Origin of the sequence: Kitasatospora sp. NPDC101801, from assembly GCF_044766665.1 — a bacterium.
In the GTDB taxonomy this organism is placed as follows: Bacteria; Actinomycetota; Actinomycetes; order Streptomycetales; family Streptomycetaceae; genus Kitasatospora.
This window is the reverse complement of the sequence record NZ_JBIWML010000004.1, coordinates 1-16,362: the sequence shown is the minus strand read 5'-3', so window position 1 is coordinate 16,362 and position 16,362 is coordinate 1. Positions and strand designations below refer to the sequence as shown.

Here is a 16,362-nt window from a genome sequence, read left to right as displayed (position 1 = left end):
AGGGGGCGGCCCTTCGTCATTTCTCCAGGTCCGTCTCACGCTCGGCAGCGAAGTGACAGGCCGAGTCGTGCGCCGCCAGATCGTGCAACCAGGGCCGGACCACCAGCTCCGGCACCTCCTCCGCGCACTTCGGCTGGGCCTTCCAGCACCGGGTGCGGAACCGGCAGCCGCTCGGCGGGTTGGCCGGCGACGGGATGTCACCCACCAGCACGATCCGGTCCCGGTCGGCCCGCGCGGTCGGGTCGGGCACCGGCACGGCCGACAGCAGCGCCTGGGTGTACGGGTGGATCGCGTGGTCGTAGATCTCCAGGTCGCTGCCGATCTCGACCAGCTTGCCGAGGTACATCACGCCGACCCGGTCGGAGATGTGCCGGACGATCGAGAGGTCGTGCGCGATGAACATGTACGACAGCTCGAAGTCGCTCTGCAGCTGCTCCAGCAGGTTGATCACCTGGGCCTGCACCGAGACGTCCAGCGCGGAGACCGGTTCGTCGCAGATGATGATCTCCGGCTTGAGCGCCAGACCTCGCGCGATCCCGATCCGCTGCCGCTGACCGCCCGAGAACTGGTGCGGGTACCGGTTGATGTACTCCGGGTTCAGCCCCACCACGTCCAGCAGGTCCTGCACCGCCTTACGACGGTCACCCTTCGGCGCCACCTCCGGGTGGATCTCGTACGGCTCGCCGATGATGTCGCCCACCGTCATCCGGGGGTTCAGCGAGGTGTACGGGTCCTGGAACACCATCTGGATGTTGCGCCGCACCGCCTTCAGCGCGGCACCGCTCAGCCGGGAGATCTCCTCGCCCTTGTAGCGGACCGAGCCGGCCGTCGCGTTCTCCAGGTTCATCAGCACCTTGGCCAGCGTGGACTTGCCACAGCCCGACTCGCCGACGATGCCCAGCGTCTCACCCTGCATCAGGTCGAACGAGACCCCGTCGACCGCCTTGACCGCGCCGACCTGCTTCCGGAACAGGATGCCCTTGGTCAGCGGGAAGTGCTTGACCAGGTCGCGCACCTCCAGGATCGGCTCGCCCTTCGGCACCTCCTGCTGGAAGGCCACCTCCTCCGGCACCGTGGTGCCGAGCGCACTCGCTCCGTTAGGCGTCACCGAGGGTCTCCTTCCAGTAGAAGCAGGCACTCTGCCGCCCCGTCAGCTCGGCCCCGTCCCGGTCGGTGACCTGGAACAGCGCGGGCACCTCCTGGCGGCAGATGTCCTGCGCCCGGGGGCAGCGCGGGTTGAAGGCGCAGCCCGGCGGGATGTGCAGCAGGTTGGGCGGCAGGCCCTTGATCGCGTAGAGCTCCTGGCCCTTCTGGTCCAGCCGGGGGATCGAGTCCAGCAGCCCCCGGGTGTACGGGTGCGCCGGGCGCGCGTACAGCTCGTGCACGGGTGCCGTCTCGACGATCCGGCCGGCGTACATCACCGCGATCTTGTCCGCGACGTCGGCGACCACACCGAGGTCGTGGGTGATCAGGATCAGGCCCATGTGGTACTCGGCCTGCAACTCCGCCAGCAGGTCCATCACCTGCGCCTGCACCGTCACGTCGAGCGCCGTGGTGGGCTCGTCCGCGATGATCAGGTCCGGCTCCAGGGCCAGCGCCATCGCGATCATGATGCGCTGCCGCATGCCGCCGGAGAACTGGTGCGGGTAGTCCCCCACCCGGTCCTTGGCGGCCGGGATCCGCACCCGGTCCATCAGCTCGATCGCCTTGGCCTTGGCGTCCTTCCGGGAGGCGCCCCGATGGGCCCGGAACATCTCGCCGAGCTGGAAGCCGACGGTCAGCACCGGGTTGAGCGAGGACAGTGCGTCCTGGAAGATCATCGCGATCTTCTGGCCGCGGATCTGCCGCCTGGTCTCCTTGTCCATGGTGAGCATGTCCTGGCCGCGGAACCGGATCTCGCCCTGCGGGATCCGGGCCGGCGGCATGTCCAGGATGCCCATGATGGCCTGCGCGGTGACGGACTTCCCGGAGCCCGACTCGCCCAGCACGGCCAGGGTCTCCCCCGCGCTCACGCTGTAGTTGACCCCGTTGACGGCCTTGACCAGCCCGTCCCGGGTCTTGAACTCGACGTGCAGGTCCCGGACGTCCAGCAGCGGCCCCTGGTAGGGCGCCTCGTGGACCTGCTTGCCGGTGTCGACTGCGGTGGTCATCGGTGCGTCCCTCGCTCTCAGCGCAGCTTCGGGTCGAGGGCGTCACGCACGGCGTCGCCCATCATGATGAAGGCCAGCACGGTGACGGACAGCGCGGCGGCCGGGAAGAACAGCACGAACGGGGCGGTGCGGATCACCTTCTGGGCCGAGGAGATGTCCACGCCCCAGGAGATGGTCGGGTCCTGCAGGCCGATGCCCAGGAAGCTCAGCGTCGCCTCGGCGGTGATGTAGCCGCCCAGCGCGATGGTGGCGACCACGATCACCGGGGCGATCGCGTTCGGCAGGATGTGCCGGAACATCAGCCGGTTGGTGCCCGCGCCGAGGGCCCGGCCCGCCACCACGTAGTCGGCCTGCTTGACCGTCAGCACCGCGCCGCGCATCACGCGGGCGATCTGGGTCCAGCCCAGGAAGGCCAGCGCGATGACCACGCTCCACACCGTGCGGGTGGTGAAGGCGTTCAGCAGCACCAGGGCGCCGAGCAGCAGCGGGATGCCGAAGAAGATGTCCACGATCCGGGAGATGATCGCGTCCACCCAGCCGCCGAAGTACCCGGACAGCATGCCGGCCAGGCCACCGACCAGGGTGACCGCGAGGGTGACGCAGACACCGACGATGATCGAGGCGCGGGCGCCGTACAGCACCCGGGCGTAGATCGACCGGCCCTGGCCGTCGTAGCCGAACCAGCCGGCGCCGAAGACGTCGGCCCAGTCCGGCTTGCGCAGGTAGTTCTTGACCAGGTCCGCCTGGCGCGGGTCGGCGTCGGTGAACAGGCCGGGGAAGGCCGCGATCACCAGCAGGAGGACGATCAGCACGGCGGAGATCAGGAAGATCGGCCGCCGCCGGAGATCCCGCCAGGCGTCGCCCCAGAGGCTGCGGGCCTCCTCGCGCTTGGTCGGATCGGGCTCCAGTATGGTGTCCTGCTCGACCAGCAGGCCCTGACTGCCCGCGTAGTCCAGGTGGCTGCTGCCGGCCGGCGGGACCGGCCTCGGGTCGTTCTCGTCGTGCACGTCAGGCATAGCGGATCCTCGGGTCCAGGACGGCGTAGAGCAGGTCCACCACCAGGCTGGCGACCAGGTAGACCAGCACCAGGACGGTGACCACGCCGACCACGGTCGGGCCCTCCTTCTGGTTGATCGCCCGGTAGAGGATGTTGCCGACGCCCGCGATGTTGAAGATGCCCTCGGTGACGATCGCACCGCCCATCAGCGCGCCCAGGTCGGTCCCGAGGAAGGTGACCACCGGGATCAGCGAGTTGCGCAGCAGGTGACGGCTGATGATGGTGCGTCGGGGCAGGCCCTTGGCCGTCGCGGTGCGGATGTAGTCGGCCCGCAGGTTCTCGCCGATCGAGGTCCGGGTGAGCCGGGCCACGTACGCCAACGAGAGCGAGGCCAGCACCAGGCCGGGCAGGATGAGTTGGGTGATGTCCGTGGAGTCCTGCACGGTCGCGGTCACCCAGCCGAGATCGATCGCGAAGATGGTCTGGGCGATGTAGCCGAGCACGAACACCGGGATCGAGATCACCACCAGGGTGAGCACCAGCACCAGGGTGTCGGCGACCGAGCCGCGCTTGAGACCGGAGAGCAGACCCAGCGTCAGACCGATCACGATCTCGAAGAAGAAGGCGACCAGGGCCAGCCGGATGGTGACCGGGAACGCGTCGGCCATGATCTCGGAGACCGGGCGTCCGGTGAAGCTGGTGCCGAAGTCCAGGGTCAGGACGTTGCCCATGTAGTGCAGGTACTGCTTCCAGAGCGGCTGGTCCAGGTAGAACTTGTGCCGCAGGTTGGCCACCGTCGCCGGGTCGGCCGCCTTGTCGCCGTACATGGCGGCGATCGGGTCACCCGGCAGGGTGTAGACCATCAGGAAGATCAGCAGGGTCGCACCGAAGAACACCGGGATCATCTGCAGCACTCGCCGTAGGACGTAGCTGCCCATCGTTCCTCCTTCCGCAAGGGGGGCGGGAGTGGCTTGTGGATCAGGTCGGATCAGGCCGCGGCGCCAGGGTGCGTGCCTCGGCGGTGCGGAGGAGGGAGTCCATGCGGAGCATCGGCGACAGACCGGCGAGGTGCGTGCCCTGGCGCCGCGGCCTGATCCACGGGCCACTCCCGGGTGCCTGGGCCCCGCCCTCCCGGATGGGGAGGGCGGGGCCGGCGGGGGTGGCTGTCAGCCCTTGACCTCGACCTGGGTCCAGGCCGGGTTGCCGAAGGAGTCGAACTTCACGTTCTGCACCTTGGTGGAGTAGCCGGAGTTGGTCCGGTAGTACCAGAGCGGGATCGCCGGGAAGTCCTGGGCGAGCACCGCCTCCGCCGCCTGGTAGCCGGTGACCGAGGCCTGCACCGAGGCGGCCTGGTCGGCGGTGTTGGCCAGCTGGTCGAACTGCGGGCTGCTGTAGCCGAAGTCGTTCGAGGCCGCACCGGTCCGGTAGACGTCGGCGAGGAAGTTGGCGTTCAGCGGGTAGTCCTGCTGCCAGCCGGTCCGGAACGCACCGTTGATGGTGTGTCCGGTGATCGCCGCACGGGCGGTCTTGAAGTCGGTCTTCGGGTCACCGACGCAGTCGACGCCGGTGGCCTGCCGGATCGAGTTGCAGACCGCGTCCACCCACTCCTTGTGGCCGCCGTCGGCGTTGTAGGTGATCAGCAGCTTGTTGTTCGGGACGCCGCCGCCCTCGGTGATCAGCTGCTTGGCCTTGGTGGCGTCGAACTTGCAGGAGTCACCGCAGATGCCCTCCTTGTAGCCCTCGACGCCCTCGGCCACCCAGGAGCTGGCCGGCTTGCGGGAGTTCTGGAGCACCGTCTTGGTGATGGTGTCGCGGTCGATCGCCATCGACAGGCCCTGCCGGACCTTGGCCTTGTTCGCCCCGGCCCAGTCGGACTGGTAGAGCGTGAAGCCGATGTTCTGGATCGACCCCTGCGGCGCGTCGATCGCCCGGTCGCCGAGGTCGTTCTTGTAGTTGGCCAGCGCCGACGGCGGCACCTGGTCCATCACGTCCAGGTTGTTGGACTGCAGGTCCGCGTAGGCGGCCTCGGCTGTGGTGTACATCTTGAAGACGACACCGCCGTTCTTCGGCTTGTCCACGCCCTGGTAGTTGGCGAAGGCCTTGGTGACGACCTGGGAGTTGTGCTCCCAACTGACGAACTGGTACGGGCCGTTGCCGACCGGCTTCTGGCCGTACCCGGTCGGGTCGGCGAAGAAGCCGTCCGGCAGCGGGGAGAAGGCGACGTAGCCGAGCTTGTACGGGAAGTACGACACCGTGTTGTTGAGCACGATGGTGAAGTGGGTGTCGTCCACCACCGTCAGGCCCGACATGGTGGTCTTGGTCGCGGCCCCGCTCTTCGGGTGCACGTCGGTGTAGCCCTGGATGTCGGAGAACCAGGAGCTGTTGATCTGGTTGTTCGCCGTGGTCGCCGCCCAGTTCCAGGCGTCCACGAAGTTCTTCGCCTTGACCGGCGTGCCGTCGTGGAAGGTCCACCCCGACTTGAGCGTCACGTTGAACGTCTTCGAGTCGGTGGTGTCGATCTTGTCGGCCATCTGCATCCGCAGCTTGCCGTTGTCCGGGTCGTAGTCGGCCAGACCCTTGAACAGGTTCTGCGAGATCCGGCCGCCGCCCACCTCGTTCGCGTTGGCGGGCTGGAGCGGGTTCTGCGGCTCGCTGCTCTGGTAGCTGAAGGTCTTGCCGGCGTCGGCCGAGCCGCCGCCGCTCCCGCTGCTTCCGCATCCGGTGGCCACCAGGGCCACGGACGTCGCACCGATAACGGCCCAGCGGGTTCTGGTGGCTGCGGGCATGGAGGGCTCCTCCTCAGAAGGTCTGTGACGCATCACACCCCATTCGACGGGCACCGGCCCGACGGCGCGACCGTGGTACCGCCGGATGGGTGGAGGCCACAACGCCGACGGCCCCACAGCGTGAGCTGTGGGGCCGTCAGACTGAGGCTCGGTCAGACCGTGCTGAGCACCCGCTCGGCGGCGAAGTGGCAGGCCGACTCGTGCGCCGCCGCGCCGTCCAGGGACGGCACCGCGAGCAGCGGGAGCTCGGTGGAGCAACGCTCCTCCGCCTTCCAGCACCGGGTCCGGAACCGGCAGCCGCTCGGCGGGTTGGCCGGCGAGGGGATGTCGCCGACCAGGACGATCCGGTCCCGGTTCGCCCGCGCGGTCGGGTCCGGCACCGGCACCGCCGACAGCAGCGCCTGGGTGTACGGGTGGGTGGCGTGCTCGTAGATCTCCTCGTCGGTGCCGATCTCCACCATCTTGCCGAGGTACATCACGCCGACCCGGTCGGAGATGTGCCGGACGATCGAGAGGTCGTGCGCGATGAACATGTACGACAGCTCGAAGTCGCTCTGTAGCTGCTCCAGCAGGTTGATCACCTGGGCCTGCACCGAGACGTCCAGCGCGGAGACCGGTTCGTCGCAGATGATGATCTCCGGCTTGAGCGCCAGCCCACGGGCGATCCCGATCCGCTGCCGCTGACCGCCGGAGAACTGGTGCGGGTACCGGTTGATGTACTCCGGGTTGAGGCCGACCACGTCGAGCAGGTCCTGAACGGCCTTGCGACGGTCGCCCTTCGGCGCCACCTCCGGGTGGATCTCGTACGGCTCGCCGATGATGTCGCCCACCGTCATCCGGGGGTTCAGCGAGGTGTACGGGTCCTGGAACACCATCTGGATGTTGCGGCGGACGGCCTTCAGCGCGGCGCCCGAGAGCTTGGAGATGTCCTCGCCCTTGTAGAGCACCTGGCCGGCGGTGGCCCGCTCCAGGTTCATCAGCACCTTGGCCAGGGTGGACTTGCCACAGCCCGACTCGCCGACGATGCCCAGCGTCTCACCGCGCATCAGGTCGAAGGAGATGCCGTCGACCGCCTTGACCGCGCCGATCTGCTTCTTGAAGAGGATGCCCTGGCTGAGCGGGTAGTGCTTGACCAGGTCCTTGACCTCCAGGATGGGCTCAGCCATGGAGGGTCTCCTTCCAGAGGTGGCAGGCGCTCTTCCGGCCGGCGAGCTCGGCGCCGTCCCGGTCGAGCACCTGGTGCAGCGCGGGGATCTCGCTGCGGCACAGGTCGGTGGCCTTGTCGCAGCGCGGGTTGAAGGCGCAACCGGCGGGCACCTTCAGCAGGTTGGGCGGCAGGCCCTGGATCGCGTAGAGCTCTTGGCCCTTCTGGTCCAACCGCGGGATCGAGCGGAGCAGGCCCTCGGTGTACGGGTGCGCCGGGTTGGCGTACAGCTCGTGCACGGGGGCGGTCTCGACGATCCGGCCGGCGTACATCACGGCGATCTTGTCCGCGACGTCGGCCACCACGCCGAGGTCGTGGGTGATCAGGATCAGGCCCATGTGGTACTCGGCCTGGAGCTCGGCCAGCAGGTCCATCACCTGGGCCTGGACGGTGACGTCCAGGGCGGTGGTGGGCTCGTCCGCGATGATCAGGTCCGGCTCCAGGGCCAGCGCCATCGCGATCATGATGCGCTGCCGCATGCCGCCGGAGAACTGGTGCGGGTAGTCGCCGACCCGCTGCTTGGCGGCCGGGATGCGCACCCGGTCCATCAGCTCGATGGCCTTGGCCTTGGCCTCCTTGCGGGAGGCGCCCTCGTGCACCCGGAACATCTCGCCGAGCTGGTAGCCCACGCTGAGCACCGGGTTGAGCGAGGACAGCGCGTCCTGGAAGATCATCGCGATCTTCCGGCCGCGCAGCTTCCGGCGCTCCTCGTTGCTCATCTTGAGCATGTCCTGGCCGCGGAACAGGATCTCCCCGGAGGTGATCCGGCCCGGCGGCATGTCCAGGATGCCCATGATGGTCTGCGCGGTGACGGACTTCCCGGAGCCCGACTCGCCCAGCACGGCCAGGGTCTCCCCCGCGCTCACGCTGTAGTTGACCCCGTTGACGGCCTTGGCGATGCCGTCCTTGGTCTTGAACTCGACGTGCAGGTCACGCACTTCGAGCAGGGGCGTGCCGGGGACGAGGCGGTCGGTCGCCTGGGCCTTCTCGATCACAGTGGTCATGGTGCCTACCGCCTCTCAGCGCAGCTTCGGGTCGAGGGCGTCACGCACGGCGTCGCCCATCATGATGAAGGCCAGCACCGTGAGGCTGAGCATCCCGGCCGGGAAGAACAGCGCGAACGGGGCGGTGCGGATCACCTTCTGGGCCGAGTTGATGTCGATGCCCCAGGAGATGGTCGGGTCCTGCAGACCGATGCCCAGGAAGCTCAGCGTCGCCTCGGTGGCGATGTAACCGCCCAGCGCGATGGTGGCCACCACGATCACCGGGGCGATCGCGTTCGGGAGCACGTGCTTGAGCAGGATCCGGCTGGTGCCGGCCCCGAGCGCCTTGGCGGCGGTGACGTAGTCGGCCTGCTTGACCGTGATCACCGAGCCGCGCATCACGCGGGCCATCTGGGTCCAGCCGAGCGCGGTGAGCGCGAAGACCACGGACCACACGGTGCGCTCGGTGAAGGCGTTCAGCACCACCAGGCAGCCGAGCAGCAGCGGGATGCCGAAGAAGATGTCGGTCACCCGGGAGAGCAGGGTGTCGATCCAGCCGCCGAAGTAGCCGGCCAGCATGCCGATGATGCCACCGGTCACGGTCACCGCGGCCGTGACGCAGATGCCCACGATGATCGAGGCCCGGGCGCCGTACACCACGCGGGCGTAGATCGACCGGCCCTGGCCGTCGTAGCCGAGCCAGTCGGCCTGGAAGAAGTGGCCGTAGTTCGGCGTGCTCAGGTAGTGGTTGCGCAGGTCGCCGGCGCGCGGGTCCACCGAGGTGAACAGGCCGGGGACCACGGTCATCACGATCAGCACCAGGATCAGCGCGGCCGAGATCAGGAAGATCGGTCGGCGGCGCAGGTCGTCCCAGGCGTCCGAGCCGAGGCTGCGGGCCTTCTCCGGCTTCGGCGCGGGGGCCGAACCACCGCTCTGGGCCGGGATCTTGGCGGCGGTCTTCTTCTCGATCAGGTCAGGCATACCGAATCCTCGGGTCCAGGACCGCGTAGAGCAGGTCGACGATCAGGCTGGCGACGAGGTAGACGATGACCAGGACGACCACGAAGCCGACGACCGTCGCGCCTTCCTTCTGGTTGATCGCGCGGAACAGCGCGTTGCCGACACCCTTGACGTTGAAGATGCCCTCGGTGACGATCGCGCCGCCCATCAGGGCGCCGAGGTCGGTGCCGAGGAAGGTGACGACCGGGATCATCGAGTTGCGCAGCAGGTGGGTGCCGATGATCCTCCGACGCGGCAGGCCCTTGGCCGTCGCGGTGCGGATGTAGTCGGCGCGGATGTTCTCCACGATCGAGGTGCGGCTCAGCCGGGCGACGTACGCCAGCGAGAGCGAGCCCAGCACCACGGCGGGCAGCAGCAGCTGACTCAGGTTCATCGAGTCCTGGACGGTCGGCGTGACCCACTTGAGCTGGTCCGCGAAGAGCGTCTGGAACAGGTAGCCGAGCACCGGCACCGGGATCGAGATCAGGATCAGCGTGAAGACCAGGGTGCTCTTGTCGGCGAACTTCCCGCGCTTGAGACCGGACAGCAGGCCGATCCCGACCCCGAAGACGATCTCGATGGCGAAGGCCATCAGCGCCAGCCGGATCGTGACCGGCAGCGCCTCGGTGATCACGTCGATCACCTGACGGCCCGCCATGGTCTCGCCGAAGTTCCCGGTGAACAGGTTCCCCATGTAGTGCAGGTACTGCTGCCAGAGCGGGAGATCCAGGCCGAGCTTGTGCTTCAGCGAGGCGAGCTGGGCCGGGTCCGGCTGCTTGTCGCCCCACAGTGCCCGGACTTGGTCACCCGGCAGAACGTTCACCATAAAGAAGATGAGCGCGGTCGTACCGAGGAACACCGGGATCATCTGGAGCAGTCGCCTCGCGACAAAGCGCCCCATCATGCCTCCATTGCGTGGTCGGCGCGGAAGCGGCCGGTGCGGGCCCCAACTCCCTTGTGGGGAGCGGGGATCCGCACCGGCCCGTTACGCCTGCTGCTGTGTGCCGGGCTGCGCTGCTCGCAGCCCAGGCGGGCCGAGTGGTTCCGGCCGAATTACTTCTTGACCTCGACCTGGGTGAAGACCGGGTCGCCGAACGAGTCGAACTTCACGTTCTGGACCTTCTTGGACCAACCGGAGTTGACCTTGTAGTACCAGAGCGGGATGGACGGCATGTCCTTGGCCAGCTGGGCCTCGGCCTGCGCGTACAGCTCGGTGGTCTTGGTCACGTCGGCGGCCGCGTCGGCCTCCTTGGCGAGCTTGTCGAACGCCGGGCTGGAGTACAGCGAGTCGTTCGCCGAGGCGCCGGTGCCGTAGATGTCCCGCAGGAAGTTGGCGTTCAGCGGGTAGTCCTGCTGCCAGGCGGAGCGCATCAGGGACTCGACCTTGTGGCCGTCGATGACGTCACGGGCGGACTTGAAGTCCGGCTTCGCGTCGCCGACGCACTCCACACCGGTGGACTGGCGGATCGAGTTGCAGACCGCGTCGACCCAGTCCTTGTGGCCACCGTCGGCGTTGTACGTGATGGTGAGCTTGTTGTTCGGGACGCCGCCACCCTCGGTGATCAGCTTCTTCGCCTGCTCGGGGTTGAAGGTGCACGCCTCGCCGCAGGCGCCCTTCTTGTAACCCGCGACACCCGGGGCGACCCAGGCGTCGGCGGCGGCCCGCGAACCGTTCAGCACGGTCTTGGTGATGGTCTCGCGGTCGATCGCCATCGACAGGCCCTGCCGGACCTTCGCCTTGTCGACGCTCTTCCAAGCGTCCTGGTACATGGCGAAGGCGATCGAGGTGATGCCACCCATCGGCTGGTCGACCGCGCGGTCACCCAGGTCGTTCTTGTACGAGGCCAGGTCGGACGGGTCCACCTGGTCGAGCACGTCCAGGTTGTCCGAGACCAGGTCCTTGTAGGCGGCCTCGGCCTGGGAGTAGTTCTTGAAGACGATGCCGCCGTTCTTCGGCTTGTCACTGCCGGCGTACTTGTCGTAGGCGGCGAGCGTGACGGCCTTGTTGTGCTCCCACGAGACGAACTTGTAGGGGCCGTTGCCGACCGGGTTCTCGCCGGCCTTCGCCGGGTCCGCGAAGAAGGACTTCGGCAGCGGCGAGAAGGCGGTGTAGCCGAGCTTGTACTGGAAGTACGAGACCGGGGCAGTCAAGTCGATGGTGAAGTGCGTGTCGTCCACGACCTTCAGACCGGACATCTTGTCGGCAGTCGGGTCACCCTTCTCCGGGTGCACCGCGTCGTAGCCGGCGATGTCGGAGAACCAGTTCGAGTTGATCTGGTCGTTCTTCGTGTTGGCCGACCAGTTCCAAGCGTCCACGAAGGAGGCCGCGGTGACCGGGGTTCCGTCGTGGAAGGTCCAGCCGGACTTCAGGGTGACGGTGTAGTGCTGGGCGTCGGTGGTCTCGATCTTGTCGGCCACCTGGTTGCGCAGCTTGCCGTCGGCGGGGTCGTAGTCGACCAGACCGCGGAAGAGGTTCTTGACGACGCGACCGCCACCGACCTCCATCGCGTTGGCGGGCTGCAGCGGGTGCTGCGGCTCGGTGCTCTGGTAGCTGAACGTCCCGGCCGCGTTGGCCGCTCCGTCCGAGCTGGACGACGAACCGCTACCGCAGGCGGTGGCCGCAAGGGCGACCGCGACGGCTGCGACGACCCACTTGGCCTGGCTGGCACCGCGCATGGGTGTGCCTCCTGAATTCCTGTTGCAAACGTGGAGCGCACCGCGGGGGGCTGACCGGCTTCGTCGCCGTGGGTCAGACGGTGCTTTCCTCGCTCAGGTTCGGCGCGCACCCCTGCGCAAACCTTTGACCCGAGCTCGACTGCACCCACTATCCGTCACGCTCGGATACGAACTAGGCCATTACTGATCTCATTTTGGTCACATGAGCGGACGCCGAGTTTCGAAAATCGGACATACCAGACATACCCAGACAGGTACTAAACGGACAGTTGTCATGAATGACAGCTCGTCACGTCCGATTAACGAACACTTACCTCTCACAATCGCTACGCGCGTTGACAGCACAGCGTCACGAAAAAGCCCGGCCCGGCACTCCCAAGAGAGGTGCCGGGCCGGGCCGGTGGTACTGCGTCAGTTCTTCTTGGCGCGCGAGGCCGTACGGCCACGCTCCTTGGCGTCCAGGACGACCTTGCGGATGCGCACGGTCTCCGGGGTCACCTCGATGCACTCGTCCTCGCGGCAGAACTCGAGGCTCTGCTCCAGCGAGAGCTTGCGCGGCGGCACCAGGTTCTCGGTGGTGTCGGAGGAAGCGGCACGCATGTTGGTGAGCTTCTTCTCCTTGGTGATGTTGATGTCCATGTCGTCCTGGCGCGAGTTCTCGCCGACGATCATGCCCTCGTACACCTCGGTGGTGGGCTCCACGAAGAGCGTGCCGCGCTCCTGGATGCCCATCATCGCGAACGGCGTCACGACGCCCGCGCGGTCGGCCACCAGCGAACCGTTGTTGCGCATCCGGAGCTCGCCGAACCACGGCTCGTGGCCCTCGAAGATGGAGTGCGCGATGCCGGTGCCGCGGGTGTCGGTGAGGAACTGGGTGCGGAAGCCGATCAGGCCGCGCGACGGGACGATGAACTCCATCCGGACCCAGCCGGAGCCGTGGTTCGTCATGGTCTCCATCCGACCCTTACGGGTCGCCATCAGCTGGGTGATGGCACCGAGATACTCCTCGGGGCTGTCGATGGTCATCCGCTCGACCGGCTCGTGGGTCTTGCCGTTGACGATCTTGGTGACCACCTGCGGCTTGCCGACGGTGAGCTCGAACAGCTCCCGGCGCATGGTCTCGACCAGGATGGCGAGCGCGAGCTCACCACGGCCCTGGACCTCCCAGGCGTCCGGACGCTCGGTCGGCAGCACGCGGAGCGAGACGTTACCGACCAGCTCGCGGTCCAGGCGGTCCTTCACCATGCGGGCGGTGACCTTGTGGCCCTTGCCGCCCTTGCCGACCAGCGGCGAGGTGTTGGTGCCGATGACCATCGAGATGGCGGGCTCGTCGACCGTGATCAGCGGCAGCGCGATCGGGTTCTCCGGGTCGGCCAGGGTCTCGCCGATCATGATGTCCGGGATACCCGCGACGGCGCAGATGTCGCCGGGGCCGGCCACCTCGGCCGGCTTGCGGGTGAGCGCCTCGGTCATCAGCAGCTCGGTGATCTTGACGTTCTGGATGGTGCCGTCACGCTTGATCCACGCGACCTGCTGGCCCTTGCGCAGCTCGCCCTGCTCGACCCGGCAGAGGGCGATACGGCCGAGGAAGTTGTCGGCGTCCAGGTTGGTGACGTGCGCCTGGAGCGGGGCGGCCTCGTCGTACACCGGGGCCGGGACGTGCTCCAGGATGGTGGAGAAGAACGGCTCCAGCGAGTCGCTGTCCGGCGGCACGGTGCCGTTCTCCGGCTTGGTCATCGAGGCCACACCGTCACGCGCACAGGCGTAGACGATCGGGAACTCGATCTGGTCCTCGGTCGCGTCCAGGTCCAGGAAGAGGTCGTAGGTCTCGTTGATGACCTCGTCGATCCGGGAGTCCGGGCGGTCCGTCTTGTTGATGCAGAGGATGACCGGCAGCTTGGCGGTCAGCGCCTTGCGGAGCACGAAGCGGGTCTGCGGGAGCGGACCCTCGGAGGCGTCCACCAGCAGCACGACGGCGTCGACCATGGACAGGCCGCGCTCCACCTCGCCACCGAAGTCGGCGTGGCCCGGGGTGTCGATGATGTTGATCGTGATCGGCGCGCCACCCTCCTTGGGGTGGTACTTCACTGCCGTGTTCTTCGCGAGAATGGTGATGCCCTTCTCGCGCTCCAGGTCGTTGGAGTCCATCATCCGGTCGTCGAGGTGCTGGTGGGCGGCGAAGGCACCGGCCTGCTTCAGCATGGCGTCGACGAGGGTCGTCTTGCCGTGGTCGACGTGGGCGACGATGGCAACGTTACGAATGTCACTGCGCGTGGGCATGCTGAGCGGTATCTCCCGGATCGTGGGTTACGGCGCCCGGCTGCGTTCAGCGTTGATCAGCGTCTTCGCCGCGGGCGACCTGCGATCCGTTGATCGCCGCCGCCCGTTCCGCCTGCTACTACCGGTCCACCCGCCGGGCACGACATGCCACGGCTTCCTCCTATGGTACGTGGAACCACCGAGCGCCACCGAAACGGGCAGGCCGGACGGGTCACAGGGCGGTTCTGAACGGGTCAGCCCCGGCGCAGACCGAGGTCCTGGAAGCGCGGGGTGGCGAAGCCGAAGGCGCCCGCGTTGGCCACCTCGGTCCGGACCGCGACCAGGTCGGGGCGCTGGTAGAGCGGGACGGAGTGGGCCACCTGCCAGATCCGCGCGTCGGCCTCCTGGAGCAGGGCCCGCCGGGCCGCCGGGTCGAGCTCGGCGTCCGCCTGGGCGATCAACTGGTCGATCTCCTCGCTGCCGGTCCTGGCGTAGTTGCGGCCGATCACCGGCAGGCCGTCCGGACCGGGCCGGGGCTTGCCGTAGCGGGTGGCCGCGCCGGTGGCGTCCTGGCCGGCCGGCCAGGAGAACAGCGCCAGGTCGTACTCGCCGGTGGCCAGGTGGTCCTTCAGGAAGCTCTCCGCGGGGACGGCCTGCGGGCGGAGCGTGATGCCCGCCTCGGCCAGACCGGCGGTCAGCGCGTCGGCCGCGCGTCGGGCTCCGGCCGAGCCCTCCGGGATCAGCAGACCGAGGGCCAGTTCCTTGCCGTCCTTGGTCCGGGCCGCGCCGCCCCGGTGCCAGCCGGCCTGGTCGAGCAGTTCGGCGGCGGAGGCACCGCCCGCGGCGGAGCTGTTGTCCTGGTAGCCGTCCTGACCCGCCATCAGCAGGTGGTGCCCGAGCGGTACGGGCGTCAGCCCGAGCGGGTCGACGGCGGCCTCGGCGACCCGCTGCCGATCGACCGCGCGGGCCACCGCCCGGCGGACGGCGGGGTCGGCCAGCGGCCCCCGGGTGCCGTTCAGGGTCAGCTGGGCGAAGGCCGGGGCGACGGCCCGGTGCAGCTTCAGGCCCGGCAGTGCCTCGGCCCGGCGCAGCGCCTGGGCGGACGCCTCCGCGACGGCGGCCGCGTCGGGCGGGGCGGCGTTGGTCTGCGCGGCCGGGGTGGCGTGGTCGACGGCGTCGGTGAGCGCGGCGATGTCCAGCGTGCCCTGGTCGAGAGCGTCCAGGCGCTTGGCGGCCGGGGTGGCCAGGAAGTCGATCGCCTCCGCCTTGGCGGGGTCACCCCACCAGCGCGGGTTGCGGACCACGGTGGCCCTGCCGCCGGCCCGGTCGTACGTCTTCACCGTGAACGGTCCGGCCGACGGGGCGTTGGTCAGCGGCTGGTTGAAGGCGGCCGGGGTCGCGCTGGCGGCGGCCGGGTAGAGCGGGCTGAACAGCGTCCGCCAGCCCGCGTACGACTGCTTGAACGCGACCTTGACCTCGCGGGCGTCGGCGCCCTGGGTGACGGCGGCGATCGCGGCGTAGCCCGCCGGGCGGTCGGTCCGGTAGGCCGGGTCGGCGGCCTCGCCCAGGGCGTGCCACTGCGCGATGAAGTCGGCCGCGGTGATCGGGGTGCCGTCGGTCCAGACCGCCTTCGGGTTGAGGCGGTACGTGACGGTCTGCGGGCGCTGGCCGGCCGGGGTGGACTCCGCGGCGGCCAGGTAGTCCGGGTCCGCGGTGGGGCGGGCGTGGTCGTCCCACCGGAACAGGTGCGGCAGCAGGGCCTCGGTGAGCAGCTCACTGTCGGCGGTGGCCTCCGGCTGGAACACGTTGAGCGTGGCCGGGACCGCCTCCACCGCCCACCGCAGCGTCCCGCCGTCCTTGACCTGGTCCCGGGCCACGGTGGCGACGTCCGACGCCCTCGGCTCGGGCCCCGGGTCCTCGGAGCACCCGGCCAACAGCACGGTCAGGACGGCAACGGCGAGAAGCTGACGGGCACGCATCTCCCGAGTCAACCGGCCCCCGACGACCCCCGGTGGCTGACACGACGTCAGACCCCGGAGATGCACCCGAATGGCACTGCCCGGGGGGCCCGGGGCCGCACCGTAGGCAGGCGCTCCAGGTCTACGGTCCAGGGGCCCGGGGGCTGCGCTGTCGGCAGGCGCTCAGCCGTCTACCACCCAGGGGCCCGGGGCTGCACCGTAGGCAGGCACTCAGCCGTCGACCACCCAGGGGCCCGGAAGTTGTCAAGTCAAATGAGACGGTTTGATGCTATGCGGGCTGTTGTGCTGGTTCTGTCTCTCGCTTCGGTTCGTTGATCCAGGCCTGCTCG

Annotated in this window: 12 protein-coding genes; all 12 read right to left on the bottom strand. The window is 68.5% G+C overall.

Annotated elements, in window-relative coordinates:
- Window positions 1-16: 16 nt before the first annotated feature.
- Window positions 17-1,072: an ABC transporter ATP-binding protein gene (locus tag ACIRPK_RS07835; RefSeq protein ID WP_403035114.1), complete on the bottom strand. Its 1,056-nt coding sequence runs from the start codon at window positions 1,070-1,072 to the stop codon at window positions 17-19.
- A gap of 25 nt (window positions 1,073-1,097) precedes the next feature.
- Complete coding sequence (locus ACIRPK_RS07830) at window positions 1,098-2,150, bottom strand: ABC transporter ATP-binding protein (RefSeq protein ID WP_403034538.1); 1,053 nt, start codon at window positions 2,148-2,150, stop codon at window positions 1,098-1,100.
- Window positions 2,151-2,167: 17 nt separating this feature from the next.
- A complete protein-coding gene (locus ACIRPK_RS07825) occupies window positions 2,168-3,166 on the bottom strand; it encodes an ABC transporter permease (RefSeq protein WP_403034535.1) in 999 nt (332 codons plus the stop codon).
- Window positions 3,159-4,085 carry an ABC transporter permease gene (locus ACIRPK_RS07820; RefSeq protein WP_403034533.1) on the bottom strand — a complete coding sequence of 309 codons (927 nt, stop codon included), beginning with the start codon at window positions 4,083-4,085 and terminating at the stop codon, window positions 3,159-3,161. The genes ACIRPK_RS07825 and ACIRPK_RS07820 overlap by 8 nt, the downstream gene beginning before the upstream one ends.
- Before the next feature lie 228 nt (window positions 4,086-4,313).
- The gene (locus ACIRPK_RS07815) at window positions 4,314-5,933 is read right to left on the bottom strand and encodes an ABC transporter substrate-binding protein (RefSeq protein WP_403034530.1); all 1,620 of its coding nucleotides are present in this window, start codon (window positions 5,931-5,933) and stop codon (window positions 4,314-4,316) included.
- Between the two features lie 152 nt (window positions 5,934-6,085).
- Window positions 6,086-7,099, bottom strand: a complete 1,014-nt coding sequence (locus tag ACIRPK_RS07810; RefSeq protein WP_403034529.1) for an ABC transporter ATP-binding protein — start codon at window positions 7,097-7,099, stop codon at window positions 6,086-6,088.
- Window positions 7,092-8,141, bottom strand: a complete 1,050-nt coding sequence (locus ACIRPK_RS07805) for an ABC transporter ATP-binding protein (protein ID WP_057227189.1) — start codon at window positions 8,139-8,141, stop codon at window positions 7,092-7,094. Before ACIRPK_RS07805 ends, ACIRPK_RS07810 begins: the two co-directional genes overlap by 8 nt.
- A 15-nt stretch (window positions 8,142-8,156) precedes the next feature.
- Complete coding sequence (locus tag ACIRPK_RS07800; protein ID WP_403034526.1) at window positions 8,157-9,101, bottom strand: ABC transporter permease; 945 nt, start codon at window positions 9,099-9,101, stop codon at window positions 8,157-8,159.
- Complete coding sequence (locus ACIRPK_RS07795; RefSeq protein ID WP_403034525.1) at window positions 9,094-10,020, bottom strand: ABC transporter permease; 927 nt, start codon at window positions 10,018-10,020, stop codon at window positions 9,094-9,096. The genes ACIRPK_RS07800 and ACIRPK_RS07795 overlap by 8 nt, the downstream gene beginning before the upstream one ends.
- Before the next feature lie 152 nt (window positions 10,021-10,172).
- Window positions 10,173-11,795 carry an ABC transporter substrate-binding protein gene (locus tag ACIRPK_RS07790; protein ID WP_403034523.1) on the bottom strand — a complete coding sequence of 541 codons (1,623 nt, stop codon included), beginning with the start codon at window positions 11,793-11,795 and terminating at the stop codon, window positions 10,173-10,175.
- A gap of 411 nt (window positions 11,796-12,206) precedes the next feature.
- Window positions 12,207-14,075, bottom strand: coding sequence for a translational GTPase TypA (gene typA, locus ACIRPK_RS07785; protein ID WP_403034520.1), 1,869 nt, complete (start codon window positions 14,073-14,075; stop codon window positions 12,207-12,209).
- Window positions 14,076-14,308: 233 nt separating this feature from the next.
- On the bottom strand, window positions 14,309-16,033 hold the full coding sequence (locus tag ACIRPK_RS07780; protein WP_403034517.1) for an ABC transporter family substrate-binding protein: 1,725 nt from the start codon (window positions 16,031-16,033) through the stop codon (window positions 14,309-14,311).
- Window positions 16,034-16,362: the final 329 nt, after the last annotated feature.